The 18061-nt window shown below is 63.7% G+C and carries 16 protein-coding genes; 7 read left to right on the top strand and 9 right to left on the bottom strand.

Going from position 1 to position 18061, the window contains the following annotated elements:
• The first annotated feature begins 191 nt into the window (after positions 1 to 191).
• Complete coding sequence (locus tag E2K99_RS24165) at positions 192 to 1625, top strand: MFS transporter (RefSeq protein WP_134223847.1); 1434 nt, start codon at positions 192 to 194, stop codon at positions 1623 to 1625.
• Between the two features lie 42 nt (positions 1626 to 1667).
• Here the strand turns inward: E2K99_RS24165 and E2K99_RS24170 are convergent, their stop codons facing one another.
• Positions 1668 to 4157, bottom strand: a complete 2490-nt coding sequence (locus E2K99_RS24170; RefSeq protein WP_134223848.1) for a DEAD/DEAH box helicase — start codon at positions 4155 to 4157, stop codon at positions 1668 to 1670.
• Between the two features lie 90 nt (positions 4158 to 4247).
• Positions 4248 to 4427 carry a hypothetical protein gene (locus tag E2K99_RS24175; RefSeq protein ID WP_034331740.1) on the bottom strand — a complete coding sequence of 60 codons (180 nt, stop codon included), beginning with the start codon at positions 4425 to 4427 and terminating at the stop codon, positions 4248 to 4250.
• A 167-nt stretch (positions 4428 to 4594) separates the two neighbouring features.
• Between E2K99_RS24175 and E2K99_RS24180 the strand changes: the two genes are divergently transcribed.
• Complete coding sequence (locus E2K99_RS24180) at positions 4595 to 5125, top strand: cysteine hydrolase family protein (protein ID WP_134223849.1); 531 nt, start codon at positions 4595 to 4597, stop codon at positions 5123 to 5125.
• Positions 5126 to 5134: 9 nt separating this feature from the next.
• Here E2K99_RS24180 and E2K99_RS24185 read toward each other — a convergent pair whose 3' ends face one another.
• Positions 5135 to 6421, bottom strand: a complete 1287-nt coding sequence (locus E2K99_RS24185) for an NAD(P)/FAD-dependent oxidoreductase (protein ID WP_134223850.1) — start codon at positions 6419 to 6421, stop codon at positions 5135 to 5137.
• A gap of 119 nt (positions 6422 to 6540) precedes the next feature.
• Positions 6541 to 8211, bottom strand: a complete 1671-nt coding sequence (locus E2K99_RS24190) for a phosphoethanolamine transferase (RefSeq protein ID WP_134223851.1) — start codon at positions 8209 to 8211, stop codon at positions 6541 to 6543.
• Positions 8212 to 8440: 229 nt separating this feature from the next.
• On the opposite strand from E2K99_RS24190, the gene E2K99_RS24195 reads away from it, so the two are divergent.
• Complete coding sequence (locus tag E2K99_RS24195) at positions 8441 to 9079, top strand: cysteine hydrolase family protein (protein ID WP_134223852.1); 639 nt, start codon at positions 8441 to 8443, stop codon at positions 9077 to 9079.
• 122 nt (positions 9080 to 9201) lie between these two features.
• Here E2K99_RS24195 and E2K99_RS24200 read toward each other — a convergent pair whose 3' ends face one another.
• Positions 9202 to 10038, bottom strand: a complete 837-nt coding sequence (locus E2K99_RS24200; RefSeq protein ID WP_205703728.1) for an amidohydrolase family protein — start codon at positions 10036 to 10038, stop codon at positions 9202 to 9204.
• Positions 10035 to 11276, bottom strand: a complete 1242-nt coding sequence (locus E2K99_RS24205; RefSeq protein ID WP_134223853.1) for an MFS transporter — start codon at positions 11274 to 11276, stop codon at positions 10035 to 10037. Before E2K99_RS24205 ends, E2K99_RS24200 begins: the two co-directional genes overlap by 4 nt.
• 843 nt (positions 11277 to 12119) lie before the next feature.
• Between E2K99_RS24205 and E2K99_RS24210 the strand changes: the two genes are divergently transcribed.
• Together E2K99_RS24210 and E2K99_RS24215 are read left to right on the top strand one after the other, a co-directional pair.
• Positions 12120 to 12482, top strand: coding sequence for a helix-turn-helix domain-containing protein (locus E2K99_RS24210; RefSeq protein ID WP_420840927.1), 363 nt, complete (start codon positions 12120 to 12122; stop codon positions 12480 to 12482).
• Positions 12483 to 12714: 232 nt separating this feature from the next.
• On the top strand, positions 12715 to 13449 hold the full coding sequence (locus tag E2K99_RS24215) for a GntR family transcriptional regulator (protein WP_034331745.1): 735 nt from the start codon (positions 12715 to 12717) through the stop codon (positions 13447 to 13449).
• A 28-nt stretch (positions 13450 to 13477) separates the two neighbouring features.
• Here the strand turns inward: E2K99_RS24215 and E2K99_RS24220 are convergent, their stop codons facing one another.
• Both E2K99_RS24220 and E2K99_RS24225 read right to left on the bottom strand, forming a co-directional pair.
• The gene (locus E2K99_RS24220) at positions 13478 to 13993 is read right to left on the bottom strand and encodes an RES family NAD+ phosphorylase (protein ID WP_134223854.1); all 516 of its coding nucleotides are present in this window, start codon (positions 13991 to 13993) and stop codon (positions 13478 to 13480) included.
• On the bottom strand, positions 13990 to 14469 hold the full coding sequence (locus E2K99_RS24225) for a DUF2384 domain-containing protein (RefSeq protein WP_134223855.1): 480 nt from the start codon (positions 14467 to 14469) through the stop codon (positions 13990 to 13992). Before E2K99_RS24225 ends, E2K99_RS24220 begins: the two co-directional genes overlap by 4 nt.
• Positions 14470 to 14826: 357 nt before the next feature.
• Here E2K99_RS24225 and yfcF point away from each other — a divergent pair, with 357 nt between their 5' ends.
• Positions 14827 to 15477, top strand: a complete 651-nt coding sequence (yfcF, locus tag E2K99_RS24230; protein WP_134223856.1) for a glutathione transferase — start codon at positions 14827 to 14829, stop codon at positions 15475 to 15477.
• 94 nt (positions 15478 to 15571) lie between these two features.
• Here yfcF and E2K99_RS24235 read toward each other — a convergent pair whose 3' ends face one another.
• The gene (locus E2K99_RS24235) at positions 15572 to 16828 is read right to left on the bottom strand and encodes an MFS transporter (RefSeq protein WP_134223857.1); all 1257 of its coding nucleotides are present in this window, start codon (positions 16826 to 16828) and stop codon (positions 15572 to 15574) included.
• A gap of 448 nt (positions 16829 to 17276) precedes the next feature.
• Between E2K99_RS24235 and E2K99_RS24240 the strand changes: the two genes are divergently transcribed.
• Positions 17277 to 17999 (top strand): FadR/GntR family transcriptional regulator, encoded by a 723-nt coding sequence (locus tag E2K99_RS24240; RefSeq protein WP_134223858.1) that lies wholly within the window; start codon positions 17277 to 17279, stop codon positions 17997 to 17999.
• The last annotated feature ends 62 nt before the right edge of the window (positions 18000 to 18061 follow it).

The following is an 18061-nucleotide window of genomic DNA, read 5'->3' on the forward strand; positions in this document are numbered from 1 at the left end:
CCCGTCCTCGTTGTTTGATGGCAATACGGCGATGGTAGCTTGCGGATGGGTTGACGCCCATCAGGAAATGACTGAGGCACCCCCGGCCACATGGGACCAAGCTCATCCACAGGAACCCGCGCTGCCAGCGGGCGGTCTGCCGTTCAGGCGCAGACTGCACGGTGCGCCTCGTCTCGCACACGGAGCCCTCGATGATTGCCACCCCATCCGCCACCATCCCTGCCCGCCTCGACCGCCTGCCCTGGTCACGCTGGCATTGGCGCGTGGTCATCGCCTTGGGCGTGGCCTGGGTGCTGGACGGGCTGGAAGTCACGCTGGTCGGCTCGCTGGGCAGCGTGCTGGAGCGCAGCGATACGCTGGCGCTCGATGCGGCGCAGGTCGGCTGGACCGGCTCGCTCTACATCGCCGGTACCGTGCTGGGCGCGCTGGTCTTCGGCCGCCTCACCGACCGGCTGGGACGCAAGCGGCTCTTCATGCTCACGCTGATGCTGTACATGGCGGCGACACTGGCCACCGCGTTTGCGCAGGATTTCCTGTTCCTGGCGCTGTGCCGCTTCGTGACTGGCCTGGGCATCGGCGGCGAATACGCGGCCATCAATTCCGCCATTGATGAGCTGGTACCGGCGCGCGTGCGCGGACGGGTCAATCTCATCATCAACGCCAGTTTCTGGATCGGGGCGGCACTGGGTGCCGGGCTGTCGCTGGTGATCCTCGATCCGCAGGTGATGGGTGCGGCACTGGGCTGGCGCGCCTGCTTCCTGCTGGGAGCCGTGCTCGCAGTGGCTGTGCTGCTGGTGCGACGGCATGTGCCGGAGAGTCCGCGCTGGCTGCTCATGCACGGCCGCCACGCCGAAGCCGAAGCCGTGGTGCGCCGGATCGAAGCGGAGGTCGAGCAGCAACATGGCCCCCTGCCCGCCGTGGAACACGCCCCGAGCGCATCGACCCAAAGTGGTACGGCAGGCAGCGGCATGCTGCCCTGGCACGAGATCGCCCACGTGCTGCTGCATCGCTATCGCCAGCGCAGCGTGATGGTGGCCCTGATGATGGTGGCCCAGGCCTTTGTCTACAACGCCATCTTCTTTACCTACTCGCTGGTGCTCACGCGCTTCTTCCAGGTGCCGGACCATCGCGTGGCGCTCTACATCTTCCCGTTTGCGCTGGGCAATGTGCTCGGGCCGCTGCTGTTGGGCCATCTGTTCGACAGCATCGGCCGTCGCCGCATGATTGCGGCCACTTACCTGCTCTCCGGTGCAGGATTGGCCGCCACGGCCTGGGCCTTCAATGCCGGGATGCTGGATGCGCGTTCACTGGCGCTGTGCTGGAGCGCAGTATTCTTCGTGGCCTCGGCGGCGGCCAGCTCGGCCTACCTGACGGCCAGTGAGGTATTCCCGCTGCGCATGCGTGCCATGGCCATTTCGATTTTCTATGCCATCGGGACCGGCGTGGGCGGATTCATTGCGCCGGTGCTGCTGGGCTGGCTCATCGCCAGTGGTGACCGCCATGCAGTGGCAGCGGGCTATGCGCTGGGCGCATGCCTGGCGCTGCTGGCCGGGGTGTGCGCGCTACGCTTTGCGGTGGACGCAGAACGGCGCACGCTGGAAGAGGTGGCGGAGTGGAAATCCTGAATGCCTGAGCTGATGATGAAGCTGTTCAGTCATCAGCCGCGCTTATGACAGGATTTTTTCCGCAATGCCCGCCCCCAGCGGTGCCAGCAAAGCCTGCAATTCCTCTTCGCCGAACTTGATGGTGGCGGTGTCATCGCGCCCCAGCATGCCCTCGGCCAGCGCCGACTTGCGCGTTTGCAGTTCGAGCAGGCGCTCTTCGATACTCCCCTCGATGACCAGCTTGTAAACGAACACCTGGCGCGTCTGCCCCAACCGGTGTGCGCGGGCAATGGCCTGCTCTTCCACGGCCGGGTTCCACCAGGGATCGGCCAGCACCACGGTATCGGCAGCGGTCAGGTTCAGGCCGACGCCGCCCACCTTCAGGCTCACCAGCATGATCGGCACTTCACCTTGCTGGAAGCGGGAGATCACACCGCTGCGGGCAGCCGGTTCGGTGTCGCCGGTCAACATCAGGCAGGGCAATTGCAGCGCCTGCAGTTCGGCTTCGATCAGGGCCAGCATGCTGGTGAATTGCGAGAACAGCAGAATGCGCCGCCCCTCCTCCACCAGCGCGGGCAAGGTATCGCGCAGCCACTCGATCTTGGCGCGCTCCAGTCCACGCGGCATGCGGCCCTGCTTCAGCAGGTAGGGATCGCAGCAGACCTGGCGCAGCTTGAGCAGCGCATCCATCACCGACACCTGGCTGCTGCCCAGGCCGCGCCGTTCCAGCGCGCGGCGGACCTGCTTGTCGGCGGCGATGCGCACGCTCTCGTAGAGCTCGCGCTGGCGGCCCTGCAGTTGCAGGCGTTCGACAATCTCGATGCGCGCCGGCAGCTCCTGCAGCACATCCTCTTTGCGCCGGCGCAGGATGAAGGGGCGCACGCGCTGGGCCAGCAGGCGCGCACGGACGGTCTCGCCCTGCTGCTCGATGGGCTTGCGCCAGAGCCGCGCGAAGCTGCGTGCATCCCCCAAGAAGCCCGGCATGAGGAAATGGAACTGGCTCCACAATTCGCCGAGATGGTTTTCCAGCGGCGTGCCGGTCATGCAGAGCCGATGACGTGCGTGCAGACGGCGTGCGGCGGCAGTGCTGCGGGCAGCGGCGTTCTTGATGGTCTGCGCCTCGTCCAGCACCAGCAGGTGAAAGCGCAGCGACAGCAGCAGGTCGAGATCGCGCCACAGCAGCGGATAGGTGGTCAGCACCAGGTCGGCCTGTCCCTGCGCAATGGCGCTGACATGGCGCGCACGGTCCTCGCCATGCAGCACCTGCACGCGCAGGGCCGGGGCGATGCGCTGCGCTTCCTGCTGCCAGTTGAACAGCAGCGAGGTCGGCACCACCACCAGCGCGGGCAGGTCGAGCCGGCCGGCCTGTCGTTCGATGAGCAGATGGGCCAGCACCTGCGCCGTCTTGCCCAGGCCCATGTCGTCAGCCAGGATGCCGGCCAGGCCATGCTGGCGCAGGTACTGCATCCAGGCCACACCCTGCAGCTGGTAACCGCGCAAGGTCAGGCCCAATCCTGCCGGGGGTGCCACCGGTTGAACGCTGCCGGCGGCACGCAGCCGCTGTGCGAGTTGCAGCACGCCGGCAGCGCCGCTCATGTGCCACGGCGCACCGCCTTCCAGCAGCTGGAGATCGGCCTGCAGGCTGTGCAGGCGATGGGCATCCCAAGGCGAGAGTTGCAGCGGTCCGTCCTTGCGCTTGAGGTCCACCAGCAGATCCAGCAAGGACAGCACCACCGCCTTGAGCGGACCGGCCATGGCATCGATACGGCGGCCGCCCGGTGCACGCAGCGAGATCACGGCATGCGGATCCATGCGCTCCACCTGTTGCGCATCGGCCCAGCGCGGGTCGCGCCGCAACAGGTCGGCCACCATCGGTGCCACATCCAGGGTCTGGCCATCGACCTCGATGCCCATAGCCAGCAGCCAGCGGCCACTGGGGTCGAGGCCGTCGAAGATCTCGCTGGAGAAGGCGCGCGGCTGCAGGGGCGCGGCCACCTCGCGCGCGCTGAGCTCACCGGTCTCGCTGCTGACGATGAAGCGCCACGCCGTGACCGGCACACTCTCATGCGCAAACCCCGGCCGCACGCGCAAGGTCCAGCCCTGCTGCTGCAGACGCGGGGCCTGGTCGGCCCAGAAGTCGCCGAAGGCGTCTTCCAGCATCAGGGTCCAGAGCAGACCGGCGTCATGCAGGGGATTCTCGGCACGCCATTGCAAGGCATCCTCGCGCAAGGGCAGCAGGCCCATCTCGCGAATGCTCTCCAGTGCCGCGGCCTCGGCGGCGTGGTTGCGCGTGACATGCGCCGGCGTGTAACCGGCTTCGTCATCGGGGTGACCCACAGGGGCCGGCATGCTCCAGCGCTGCGCGCCCTCACCATAGACCCAGTCGATCTGCGCCACCGTCACCATGCCGCCACGCGGCCCGAACAGGCCGTGCGCGCGCATGCCCAGCAAGCCCTCACCACGGGTGAGCGTCTGCAAGGTCAGGCGAGGATGAAATGCACTGGAGGAAGGTGAAGCAGGCATGCGGCCGATGAAAAACGGGGAAGCGGCCATTGTAGGGCGCTTCAGGCCGGGTGTGCAGGAACGCGGGGAAACTGGCTGGGGTCATGCGCATGCGCTCAGCGCATGCCAGCGATGGGAGGCTTACTTCGCAGGCGGCGTGATGCAGAAGTCCAGCATGCCGAACGGCGTGCGGCCTTCACCGGTAGCCCATACCCACACGGCCCAGCACAGCAGGCCGCACACCAGCAGCAGGGCCAGCAGGATGTGCAGTCCGGATGCCTTGCGCAGGAAGCCTTCGACGCGGTCAAACAGGGCAGTCATGGGAATAGATGCAGAAATGGAATAACTCGGAGTACCCCATTGTAGCGAAGCCCCCGGACCGATGAAATGGGACAAATTGCCGCAGTGTCAGGCTGGCAATATCCTTGCGGGGCCGCTTGGCCGGGGCTCTGTTACCCTAGCGCATTCTTCTCAAGGCGTTCGCCACCATGACCACTGCCCTGCTCATCATCGACGTCCAGCAAGCCCTGTGCGCCGGCCCTGAAGCCGTCGACAACGGCGAGACCACGATTGCCAGCATCAACCTGCTCTCGGCCCATGCACGTGCGGCAGGTGTACCGGTGATCTTCGTGCAGCACGAAGACAGCGGCAGCTTGCAGCACGACAGTGCCGGATGGCAACTTGCGGACGGGCTGCATCATCAGGCCGAGGATCTTTACCTGCGCAAGCGCGGATCGGACGCCTTCCACCAGACGGCCCTGGAATCGCTGCTGCGCGAACGTGACGTGACCCGCCTGGTGATCTGCGGCATGCAGACCGAGTTCTGCGTGGAATCCACCGTGCGTCGCGCACTGGCGCTGGGCTTTCCGGTAACGCTGGCGGCAGGGGCACACACCACCGCGCCCAACGGCGTGTTGCCAGTGGATCAGGTGGTGGCCCATCATCAGGCCACGCTGTCCAATCTGGGGGCGTATGGCGTGCGCACCACCGTCACGGCGGCCGGCGATATCGCTTTCTGAGACCGGCCCTCAGAAGCGCTGCGGACTGAAGGGTGCCAGGTCGATCTCCGGCACCTCCCCCGCCAGCAACTGCGCGGCGATGCGTCCGGTGCGTGCCGAGCAACCCAGGCCGATGTGGCCGTGGCCATAGGCATGGATGATGTCGGCACTGGCGCTGGCCGGGCCGATGCAGGGCATGCCGTCGGGCGTGCTGGGGCGGCGGCCCAGCCAGTATTTCACGTCCTCCGCCGGCAGCGTGCGCGGCAGGCCGGGGAAGAGTTTCAGGGCGATGTCGCGCATGATCTCGCCGCGCCGCCAGTCCGGTGCCGCCTCGAAGGAGGCAAACTCGACCTGGCCGGCAATGCGCAAGCCGGTTTCCATCTGGGTCGCAATGACCTTGAATTCAGACACCATCATCGGCGTGCGCGCTCGCGCCTCTTGGTCGTGCCCGCCAATGACGGCGTGATAGCCGCGCTCGCTCTCCAGCTGCACCTGATCGCCAGCGGCAGCCGCCAGCGCCTTTGAGCGTGCACCGGCGCAGATGACGGCGGCATCGCAGGCGATCTCGCCCTGTTCGGTCAGCACGGCCGTCAAGCGTCCCTGCTCCACGCGGAAACCCGTGGCCCGGCCCTCGACACGGCTTGCACCGCGTGCCAGGACATGCGCCTGCAAGGCCTGCAGATAAGCAGCAGGATTGCGGCAATGACCGGCCTCGTCGACCTGTACTGCAAAGCCGAAGGCCGGATCCAGATCCGGTTCGCGTTCACGCAGCGCCGCGCCTTCCACCTCCTGCCACTGGATGCCCAGCTCGCGGCGCACACCCCAGCCGAAAGCATCATTGTCGAAATGCTGGCGCGAACGGTAGACGTGCAGCACGCCCGAGGTATCGATCAGGTGCGCCACACCGGCGCGCTGCGCCACCTCCAGATGCAGGCGGCGGGCATCGGCCACCAGCGTGCGCAAGGCGCGTGCGGTGGTGCGGATGCGATCACGGCGCGCGCTGGCAAGGTTGCGCAGCAGCCAGGGCGTCAGGCGCGGCAGGTAGCGCCAGCGGATCGACAGGGGACCGAGCGGATCCATCAGATAGCCGGGGACTTTCTTCCACATCCCCGGCTCCACCGGCGGGATCACCGAATGCGAGGAGAGCCAGCCGGCATTGCCATAGCTGGACGCCTCCTCGCTGCCGGCCGGATTGAAATCCAGCAGGGTCACCTGCAAGCCCTGGTCCAGCGCGTGGATGGCAGTCATGAGACCGACGGCACCGGTGCCGATGATCACGGCATGGCGGGGAAAGACAATGGCGGAGGAAGTGGACATGGCGGGATGTGCGATGCAAAGCAGCATGATACGAGAAGCGCGCGCGTCCGTCAGGATCGCGCATGGCGCGTCCTGCGGCTTCGCTCGGCTCCATCACGGATCACGCTTCTCCAACGCGATCAGGGAGTCTGGTTGTAGGTCACCGTGCGCGGCAGGTAAGGCTGGCCATTGATGCGCCGCTGCTGATGGAAATTGCCGCTGCCGAACTGCTCGCTGAGGATGTCGTGGCGCGCGTCGTAGTAGCGTGACTGCACGCCCAGGAGTCCCATGATGGTGTGCTCCAGCTGGTCGGTCTGGTAGGGCCGGTATTCGAGCTGCGCCTTGTCCTCCGGGCTCTTGCCGGTGAAGGAGCGGGTCCATGCCAGCATCGGGATTTCATAGCCGGTGGCGTCGCTCACCGACTGGCCGGCGTGATTGCGCGTGTGGCCCACCTCCTGTGCATGGTCGGAACTGAAGAGCAGGCTGGCATGGTCCTGCCGTGCCGCGTTCATGGTGAGCTTCAGCATGCTGCCGACCACGTAGTCGTTGTAGGCCATGGCGTTGTCGTACTCATTGCGCAGCTGGCGTATCCACGCCGAGCGGTCGGCGTCCTCCAGCTTTTCGGTCACGCCATCGCGCACGGTATCGAAGCGTGCGTACTGGCTCGGGTAGCGCATGTCATAGGTAGGATGTGCGCCCAGCAGGTGCACCACGATCAGCTTCTTCGGGGACGGGTCGTGCAAGGCAGTGTCCAGCGCCGGCAGCAGGTTGCCGTCGAAATTGTTTTCGCCGCGCCCGGCCCCCTTGTTGATGAACACCTGCTCGTCGGCCCGGCGCGAGACCAGGCCCAGCCAGCCATCGTTGGGCGGCTGGTTGGACAGCCAGTGAATCCGGAATCCTGCCTCGCGCGCCAGCATCAGCACATCGGGCTTGCGGTTCCAGGCCTGTGGATCGTTGAGGTCGGCCGGCGTGAGCATCTTCATCAGCGAGGCCATGGTGGCGGGTTCCGACGAGACCACGTCGCGGAACACGATGAGCTCCTTGCGCATCGCTTCCAGCGTCGGCGAGGTATGACGCTCATAGCCATACAACGACATGTTGGCGCGATTGAGACTCTCGCCGATGATCCACACCACGGTGTTGCGCTCCGGTCCTGCATAACGCACCTGCCAGTCGGAGCGATGCGCCATGTTGCGCGCCACATCCGCTTCCATGCTGGCGGCCTGGGCCAGTTGCTCGCGATAGTCGAGATAACGGATGGGCCAGAACAGCAGCGGATTTTCCTTAGCCATCGTGGGATTGAAATGCAGGGCCACGAACACCGCCAGAAAGCAGCCGACGGCGGCCCGCCCGCGCCAGCGCCAGGGCGCGGCGGGCTGTCCCTGCTCGCGCCGGCGCAGCCAGCGCTCGCCCAGCCACAGTCCGGTCCACGCCAGCAACAGCAGGCCCAGCGCCTCGGCCAGGTCGCGGCCATTATGGCGGAAGAACTCGCTGCTCTCGGCCGGGTTGGTATTGAAGATGGCTTGCAGCACCAGGATGGGATTGGGGCGCAGGCCGAAATAGTCGCGCAGGAAACCCTTGATGGCGGCATCCAGGAAGAATACGCCGATGATCACCAGCGTCGCGCGCGAGAACCAGCGTGGCCGTTCGCGCATCCACGGCAAGACCAGAAACACGCCGGCGATGCCGGGCAAGGCGGTGGCCATGAGCACGCTGCTCTTGGCCAGTTCGTTGGCGCTGATGCGATCCAGTGCCCAGAAGAAAACCAGGCCGATGAGGCCCAAACCAAGTCGCTTGACCAGTTTTTCCAATGCTGTCTTTCCGCCGCCCCGCCCGGCAAAATTTTGTTCTGAAGAAATATTGTCCGGGGCGCCGCTTCCCTGGCGGCTTGTCTCCGGCGGCGCGGACGCTCTGTCCGGCCTGCGCGATAGGACAAGCTCGGCGATAATTTGTTTCCGCGCGGCGGGCCAAGTATGGCACCGTGCAGGAAAATGACCAACGATACCGACTCCCCGGGCCCCTGCTTCTGAAAGGAACACCATGCGACTCTTCTCTCACGCCATCCTGGCCGCCCTCATCGGCCTGTCGGCCAGCCTTGCAGGCTCCGCCCCGGCGGCAGCCCAGGGCGTCTATGACGCATGGTCGACGGTGAAGGCACCGGCCGCCCCGGCACTGTCGCACGTGGTCATCGACCCGGCCACCACCGCCGTGCTGGTGCTCGACATCGCGCGCCAGACCTGTCATCCGGACAGCCGACCGCGCTGCGTGGCGATGTTGCCGCGCGTGGCCAGGCTGCTGGCCATGGCACGCGAGAAGAAGGTCCCTGTGATCTATACCCTGGGCGGCAACAGCACGCCGGCCGACATCTGGCCCGAAGCGGCCATACAGGGGGGTGAGCCGCTGTTCAAGTCGGGCCCGGACAAGTTCATCAATACCGAGCTGGAAAAGTTGCTGCGCGAGAAAGGCATCAAGACCGTGATCTGCATCGGTGCGGCGGCCCACGGCGCGGTGCTGCATACGGCGGCCAGCGCAGCCTTCCGTGGTTTTGACGTGGTGGTGCCGGTGGACCTGATGGCCTCCGACACGGCCTATGCCGAGCAATACACGGCATGGCACCTGGTCAATGCGCCGCGTCTCGGTGAGCGCGTCAAGCTGACGCAGCTGAGCTGGATCGAGTGAGGCGGAGGTGACATCATCGGCTGCGCAACAAGTGCAGCGAATGCATCAATGCGGGGATCTGATGCAGGCCATGCATCAATCCCCGGAGGGATTATCTGCTTTCCTGTGCGCGTGGCACAGGCTCAGGAGAACTGGAACAGTTGCGCCGCCGTCTCGCCGGTGATGCAACGGCGATCCGCCTCGTCGCTCACCAGACTTTCAAAACGCCGCCAGCTGTCGGCATAGCTGGTCATGCTCTCATGCTGGGTGTGCGGCCAGTCGCTGCCCCACAGCAGGCGATCCGGTCCGAAGTGCTGGCGCAGCAGCGGCCAGGCCTGGCCAGCGAAACGGGCACCGCCCTCGCTGCCGCCGTTGCGATACTGCGCCGACAATTTCACCCACACCTGGCGCGAAGGGCCGGTGGAGAGCAGGTAGCGGAAACCCGGGTCATCCACGCCCAGTGCCGCGTCGACCCGCCCGAAGTGATCGACCACGACCTTCAATCCCAGTGCCAGCAAGGGTTCCAGCACCCGTGGCAAATCTGCGGCCTCACGATGAATCTCTACCTGCCAGCCCAGTGCCGCAATGCGCGTGAGCGTGTCGCGCCACGCGCCGCTGAAATCAGGCAGCGGCGCGCCACCCACCAGGTTGAAGCGCACGCCGACCACGCCGCCCTGCTGCAAGGCCTGCAGTTGCGCGTCGTCGATATCGGCATCGACCATGGCGATGCCGCGCAGGCGCTGCGGAGCGCGGGCGATGGCCTGCAACAGGTAGCTGTTGTCACTGCCCAGGAAGCTCGGCTGCACCAGCACGCCATGACTCATGCCATGCGCATCCAGCCGCGCCAGGTACTCCTCGACGGTCACGTCGTAAGCGGGCGTGTAACGGCGCACGTCGGCCATCGGCAGGCCGCGCGCAAAGACGTGCGCGTGGGTATCGATGCGCAGTGCGGGCGTGCTCAGGACGGCGCTGGTGCTCATGCGCCGGTTTCCATCTGGCGGCCCTTGGTCTCGGGCAGCATCAGCACGGCGATCACCACCAGCGAATAGGCGATGGCGGCATCGATGCCGATGGCCTGGCCCAGCGGCATGGAGTCGCTCATGTGGCCGACCAGTACCGGGAAGCCGGCCGAGGCCACGCGTCCGAAGTTGTAGCAGAAGCCCACGCCGGTGCCGCGAATGCCGCTCGGATACAGCTCATTGAAGAGCGCGCCGAGACTGGCCGGGATGCCGGCCGCGAAGAAGCCCAGCGGGAAGCCGCAGATCAGCATCTGGGTATCGGTCAGCGGCAGGAAGATGTAGCACAGCACGGTCGCCACGCAGCACAGTGCGAACGACGCCACGGTACGGCGGCGGCCGATGCGGTCCAGCAATTGCGCACTGGCGATGCAGCCACACCAGAAGGCGATGATGATGACGGCCAGATAACCGCCGGTAGATAGGACCGACAGGTGCTTCTCGGTTTTGAGATAGGTGGGCAGCCAGGTCATCAGCGCATAGTAGCCACCGTGTGCGCCCACGCCGAGCAGACTGCCGATGAGGGTCAGGCGCAGCACGTCGGGACGGAAGATGCCCAGCAGCGTACTGGCCGCAGGCTTGCTGGTGGCAGCCTTGCAGCCGGCCAGGAAGGCATCGGTCTCGGACACCGAACGGCGCACGTAGACCACCAGCAACGCGGGCAGCAGGCCGATGACGAACATCACGCGCCAGGCCATTTCCTGCGGCAGCATCGTGAACAGCACCGAGAACAGCAGCACCGCACCGCCCCAGCCCACGGCCCAGGCGCTCTGCACGGTGCCCATGGCGCGGCCGCGATGTTCGGCGCGGATGGTCTCGGCCATCAGCACCGCACCGGCCGCCCATTCACCGCCGAAACCGAAGCCCTGCAGGGCTTTGAGCACCAGCAGCTGCGGATAGCTTTGGGCGAAGGCGCTCAGGAAAGTGAAGAAGGAAAACCAGATGATGGTGATCTGCAGGGTCTTGACGCGCCCGTAGCGGTCCGACAGGGCGCCGGCGAACCAGCCGCCGATGGCCGAGGCCACCAGCGTGGCACCGCTGATCATGCCGGCGTCCGCTTTGGAGAGCGAGAAGGCCGCGATCAGCGCGGGGATGGCCAGGCTGAACATCTGCACGTCCAGCGCATCCAGTGCCCACCCGCTGAAGCAGGCCCAGAAAGTCTTGCGTTCCTTGGCAGTGACCTGCCGATACCATGAAAACATTGTCTCTTCCTCTATGCCGAAGGCGCGCTACCTCGGGCTTCCCCGCCTGGCCGCCAGGGCGGTGCCGGAACGTGATGCAAGCACGATGGTGGCGCGTAGCTGATTGATATATTTAGTGGACTACTCATATAGTCATCTATATGAGTTAACGGAAGATAACACAGCCGGGGTGACTCAACAATCCTCCTGAATCCTGTGGTATTCCTCAGAGTTAAGAGAAAATTTCATCAAAATTTGGCATTAATTGAGAGGAATTTTGAATGAGTGTCGAAAGTCACCCAATCCTGCTCATCACAACGAGCGGGCGAACGGACTGATAACCGTGGCCTTAGCGGAATTATTCCGCACTGGTATATCTGCAATCGCAGCTCGGCCAGGGAAAACTCTCACCGGCCGGAGATATCACGCAATACTGCCAGTCGTTACATCCGATCCGAAACGATCCAGCACTCCCAGCTCCCAGGTATTCTTCAAGTGCCCTATTCGAAGGAAAAGCAACTACCTCTCGCGACCTCGCTCACCCACAATCGATTTCATTCATTTAGCGGCTCATCTTTGATTCCAGACAATTGAACTTCGACGTAATCTCTTCGAGCATCAATGCATATCCGCTCATCATGCGATACATGATGCCCGCGCTAATCTATATGTTTTTAATGGGGGAGGGAGACGTGGCGGCATATTCCGACTATCGCCCTGCATCTCCTACTCCTGACTGATACCACGTCTGTTGATTTGCATTGAAAACTGACCCAGTTTCCCCGGAAATTTGCATCCTAAGTTGACCCATGTTTAGACCACAATCCTGCTCATGACATCGAGCGGGAGAACGGAGTGATAGACGTGGCCCTACTTGGAATCATTCGACGCTGGTACATCAGAGATCGCGTCTCGATCCGGGAAATCGCCCGCAGGTTGGACATTTCCCGAAACACGGTTCGTCGCTACATTCGATCAGAGGCGATCGAACCTTCCTATGCCAGCAGGCATTCACCGAGCTCTTTGGATGCATATGCCCCCAGGCTTTCCGCGTGGCTGAGCTCAGAGTTGGTCAAATCCCGTAAGCAAAGACGGACCCTGAAACAGATGTTCCTGGAGTTAAGGGAGCTTGGTTATGAGGGGTCGTATGACCGTGTGGCGGCCTTTAGCAGGCACTGGAAGGCGGGTCAGTTAGAGAGGGTCAAATCGGCGAGCAAATCAACATGATGATAAGTGTTTGATTGAAAAAGCCGTCGTACTCAGCGTAAGTTTGAGGATTTCCATCCTGATCACTGCGGCGAGCGATGAAACCTTGTGGCGCTCAGGGATGCATCATCGGTGGACAAGGACGGCGGCGCAGTGCCGTCCACCTGCGTGCGGTACGATGCACCCTGTCATTGTGGGCAGGCCCGGCCCCGGGTAGACTGAGCACTTTGTCTTTTGCAAGGCCAGTTTCAGCATGCTTGACCAGACCGCCGCCGATGCGCGCCTGCCGCTCTATCTCCAGTTGCGTGACCAGCTCGCGGCGCAGATCCGCGCCCAGAAATGGCAACCGGGACAAGCCATACCGTCCGAAGCCGAATTGAGCCAGACCTATCAGGTGGCCGTGGGTACGGTGCGTCGCGCGGTCGAGACGCTGATGAGCGAAGGCCTGGTGGAACGCACGCACGGACGTGGCACCTTCGTGCGCAAGGCGCGTTTCGACAATTCGCTGTTCCGCTTCTTCCGCTTCGAATCGGCCGATGGCCGCCCGCTGCAGCCGACCAGCGTAATCGTCAGCCGCAAGGTCATCGAGGCACCACGTCAGGTGGCCGAAGCCTTGCACCTGAAGACGCACGCCCGGGTGATCGAACTGCTGCGCCTGCGCAAGGTGGATGGACAACCGGTGCTGGCCGAGAACATCTACCTGTGTGCCCAACGCTTCAAGGCGCTGGCGGGGAAGGCACCGGAGGATTTCGGCGATCTGCTGTATCCACTGTATGAGCGCGAATGCGGGCTCATCGTCGCCTCGGCGCGTGAAACCCTGACGGTGGAAACGGTGACGGCGGCGCAGGCAAAGCTGCTGGGACTCAAGGAAAAGACGCCGGTAGTGGTGATCGAACGCATCGCCTTCGGCTCGGATGGTGCGCCGCTGGAGTGGCGACAATCGCGCGGGGCGGGGAGCAAGTTCAGGTATAGCGCGGAGATTCGCTGATCTGCTCTTGACGAGGCCGCTGGTACCGTTACCGCCAGGAGGCCTGATCGGCTGGCAATGTGCGCAGCGGATCATGCACGTTCAGTTGATCGGCATGTCCAAGCTTCTCCGTGAAGACCACCAGATTGCAACCGGCGCTGGTAAGGGCCGAGCGAAATAGGATGCCACTGGCACCTGACGTCATGGCTGCATCACCTATCGCCCACGAAGGTGGTTCAGTGGAGTCCTGAAAAAGCAAGCGCCGCCAATCGCAATAGAAACTCCGCCAGATCGGGCTCCACCCCGGGCCGATGCCATCACGGAAATCCACCACCTTCTCCAGCCTCACCTGATAGGCCACGATCACACCCGGCGGCAGCAGTGGAGCCAACTGCTGGTATTCGGCCAGTGCCGTGGCCGTCTCCAGCGAGAGGTATAAAGCCGGCACGCCGGGTCGGTTGAGCCTGCCGCCGAATCGCGCTGCGCCGGCACCTGAGACCGGATCAAACGACCAGCGAGGAACATGGACCCGATAAGCGACCGTCTCAAGACTGGTCAGGATCATCCCGAAAATCCGGCTTCCAGCGAAGAAAGATAACGCACGAGATCATCGCTACGATCTTCCGACACCAGCTGATGCGGCGTATTGCCACCGAAAACCGGGAGCGCGGCCTGTTGAAACCAGGCCAGGGATGCTTCCACATTGCCGAAGAGATCATTGCAGAGCCGAATGACGCGTAGGGCTTCATGCAAATGCCTTTGCATGGCGTAGGCTTCGCTGCCATGTGACAGCGCCGGGTAGCGGCATGAGGCCATGAGCGCGGCAGCATCGATACGCAGCACTGCAGCAAAGCGCTCTGGCGAAAGCGTTTCTGTATCACTGCCCGCGTACAGAAAATTAAGGAGCGCGCGGAAATCCTGACCGAAATCCGGGATGGCTTGCGCGCTGCCGTCGTTCATGATGTCGTCATCCGGGCATAAGAAAGGCCCCATTATTGCACCCTCAACGACGACATCGCGGTTCGATTGCATGCCTTTCATATCACCACCTCTTTTGCCAGCAAGGAAAAGGGCGATTGTGAATCTGCACGGTGCAGAAACGCCACACGGTATTTGAACTTTTCCGACAATCTCGTTTACTATCGTCGCTCAGCCCATCACTTCCCACACCATGCAACTGAAGCGATCCCTCATCCAGACACGCGCAGCCCTTCCGGCCGCCGGCGTCTGCCTGCGCGGGCTGAACACCAAAAAACGGCATCTCCGCTGACGGGGATGTCACGTCCCGTCCGGCGGATCGCCTGGCGGGACTGGATCGCAACATCACCCTTCTTTCAGACCTCGCCCGGCGCACTGCCGGCGGAACGGCTTTCTTCAACCGTTCTTCACGAGGTACATATGCAAACTGATCGTCACCCGTCCGCTCTGCAACTCCACGTCGACGCCCAATACGCCAGCCCCTATGCCATGTCGGTCTTCGTCGCCCTGCGCGAAAAGGCCTTGCCCTTCGATCTGCACACCGTCGACCTCGACGCCGCCGCCCATCATGATCCCGCCTATGCCGCGCTGTCCCTGACGGCGCGCGTGCCGACGCTGCAGCATGGCGAGCTGGCCCTGTCCGAATCCTCGGCCATCACGGAATATCTGGAAGACGTCTTCGACGGTGCGCCGCTCTATCCTTCCGATCCAGCCGCGCGCGCACGCGCACGCCAGGTGCAAGCCTGGCTGCGCAGCGACCTGATGCCCATCCGCGAAGAGCGCAATACGCAAGTGCTCTTCTACGCCGCGCGCAAGCCGCCCCTGTCTGCCCAGGCAGAAGCCACCGCACAGCGGCTGTTCCGTTTCGCGGAAGCCCTGCTGCCGCAAGCAGCGGACCACCTCTTCGGCCAGTGGTGCATCGCCGATACCGACCTGGCACTGATGATCAATCGTCTCGCCCTGCATGGCGATCCCGTACCACCGCGTCTGGCCGCCTATGCCAAGGCACAATGGCAGCGGTCCACGGTGCAGGAGTGGGTGGCCATGCAGCGCCCGCCGCTGACGGCATGAACGATATCGGGCGTCACTGATCCGTGATCCCCAATGAAAAAAGGGCGGCGTCCCAAGACGCCGCCCCCTCATGCACTCTTGCGAATGACGACAATCAGGCAATCGCCTCCGGACGCGGACGGGCAATCGCAAACACCACCGCCACGGCCACCAGGTCGAACGCGGCCAGCAACACGAACAAGGGGCCATAGCCAATCTGCGTGACCAGGATGCCGAAGAGCAGCGTGAACAGCGTCGCCCCCAGGTAGCCGCTCATGCCGGTCAGGCCGGTGGCAGTGGCCACCTGATTCTTGGTGAACACATCGGAAGTGATCGAATACAACGCGCCCGACAGCGTCTGGTGCGCAAATCCGCCGATGGAGAGCAAGGCGATGGCCACATACGGACTATCGACGAAGCCCACGCAAGCCGGCCCGATCATGGCCAGACTGCCCACCAGCATCACCAGCTTGCGCGAAGTGAACAGCGACACATTCAAATGCTTGTGGAAGAACGGGCTCAGGTAGCCGCCCAGCACGCAACCGATGTCCGCCGCCAGGAAAGGCAGCCAGGCGAACATGGCGATTTCCTTGATGTTCATGTGGCGCTCGGTGGCCATGTACAGCGGGATCCAGGCATTGAAGGTCTGCCACGCCGGTTCCGACAGGAAGCGCGGGATGGCAATCGACCAGAAATTCTGGCTGCGCACGATCTTGGTCCAGCTTTCGCGCACCACCTTCTCAGGCGCTTTTTCCTGGCCGTCGAGGATGTAGTCGCGCTCTTCCGGCGAGAGCAACTTCTGGTCACGCGGGCTCTTGTAGAACAGCATCCACAGGAAGAACCACAACACGCCCAGCACACCCACCACCACGAAGGACATCTTCCAGCCGCCGTGCAGGATGGTCCACACCACCAAGGGCGGTGCGCACAGCGCGCCAATCGAGGAACCGATGTTGAACCAGCCGATGGCCACCGACCGTTCCTTGGCCGGGAACCACTCGGTGGAAGCCTTCACGCCACCGGGAATACCGGCTGCTTCGGTCATGCCCAGCAGCGCGCGGAAGAAGGCCAGGCTCTGCCAGCCGGTCGCCAGTGCGGCCGCCGCGCACACCAGCGACCAGGCCAGGGCGAAGATGCCGAAGCCGATCTTGGTGCCCACCGCGTCGAGAACGTAGCCGGCCACCGGCTGCATGACCGCATAGCAGATCTGCCACGCCACCACGATGTAGGAGTACTGCTGGGTACTCATGTCCAGCTCTTTCATCATGGTCGGGGCGGCCACCGACAGCGTGTTGCGGGCCAGGTAATTGACGATCAGGGCCAGGGTGACCAGCGTCACCATGTACCAGCGGATTCCTCTTACGTACTTCATGGCGTCTCCAAAATGGATAGTTCTTCAAAGGGCAGGCAATGCGCGGCCCGTCGCCCAGGGGTCCGTTTGTGCGCCCGCTCTCGCGGTGGATGGCGCACAGCCGTCATCCCCCGGCGGCACAGGGCCGCCTGGGCTCAGGCAGATCGGGAATGCATGCCTGTCTCCAGATGAAGTTTTCTTATCTTTTTTATCATTTTATTTATACGATGTCGTATATGTTGATCTGCGATTAGTCGGACTAATTCTTCATGCAGGTGGACAACTCTAATGATCGCGGCTCCGGAAGTCAACCGAATTAAATGCAGATTCCTTCATGGAAACGGCTTTGCAGGCCGATTTCAGGGGGATGAGGTGAATCTTCCCGCGCGCCGGGCAGCCCAGGCTTGCGCCCCGGCGCAGAACCCTTCATAGTGACCGCAGACGAACTTCCCGGCAGCAGTCATCGTACATGTCAGCATTCCACCCGCCCTCCCCCGATTCTTCACATCGCGGCCAACTCAGCCGGTCCGAACACATCTGCAAGCAGATCATCGCGTCCATCCTGCGCGGGGAACTGGGCGAGAACCGCAAGCTGCCCACCGAAGTGGAACTGGCGCAGCGTTACGAGGCTTCCCGCACGACAGTACGGGAAGCACTTTCGCGCCTGCGTTCGGAAGGTATCGTGGTCTCGCGCCGGGGCTCGGGCAACTATGTGCAGCGGCTGCCGGTCCTGCAAAGCAGCGCACCGGCGCAGATTGCCAGCATCCCTGACGTGGAGCGCTATTACGCGTTTCGCGCGTGTGTGGAAGTGGGTGCGGCAGGCATTGCGGCCACGGCCCGCGAGGAAGAGGACATCGCCCTGATGCGCCATTGCCTGCAAGCACTGCGGCGCGCGCAGCTGCAAGGCCAGACCGGCGTGGAGGAAGACCTGGCGCTGCACATGGCCATCGCCCGGGCCACCCGCAATCCCTTCTTCATCTCCACCATCGAACATGCGCTGGGCCCGATCCGCCAGTGCATGGAACTGGCGCAGAATCTCGGTTCACCGCAGGAGAGCGCGCGCATCCAGGTCATCGATGACGAACATCAGGCCATCATCGATGCCATCGCCCAAGGCTCCGCGCAAGACGCCGAGGCGGCCATGCGTGCCCATATCGGGCATGCGCGCCAGCGCATTTTCGAAGGCCGCTGAACGCTGCGCATGACGCAACAACGCCGGGCCATGCTGCACCCGGCGTGGCTGGAACAGATACG

Origin of the sequence: Herbaspirillum huttiense, from assembly GCF_004367745.1 — a bacterium.
GTDB lineage: Bacteria > Pseudomonadota > Gammaproteobacteria > Burkholderiales > Burkholderiaceae_D > Herbaspirillum > Herbaspirillum huttiense.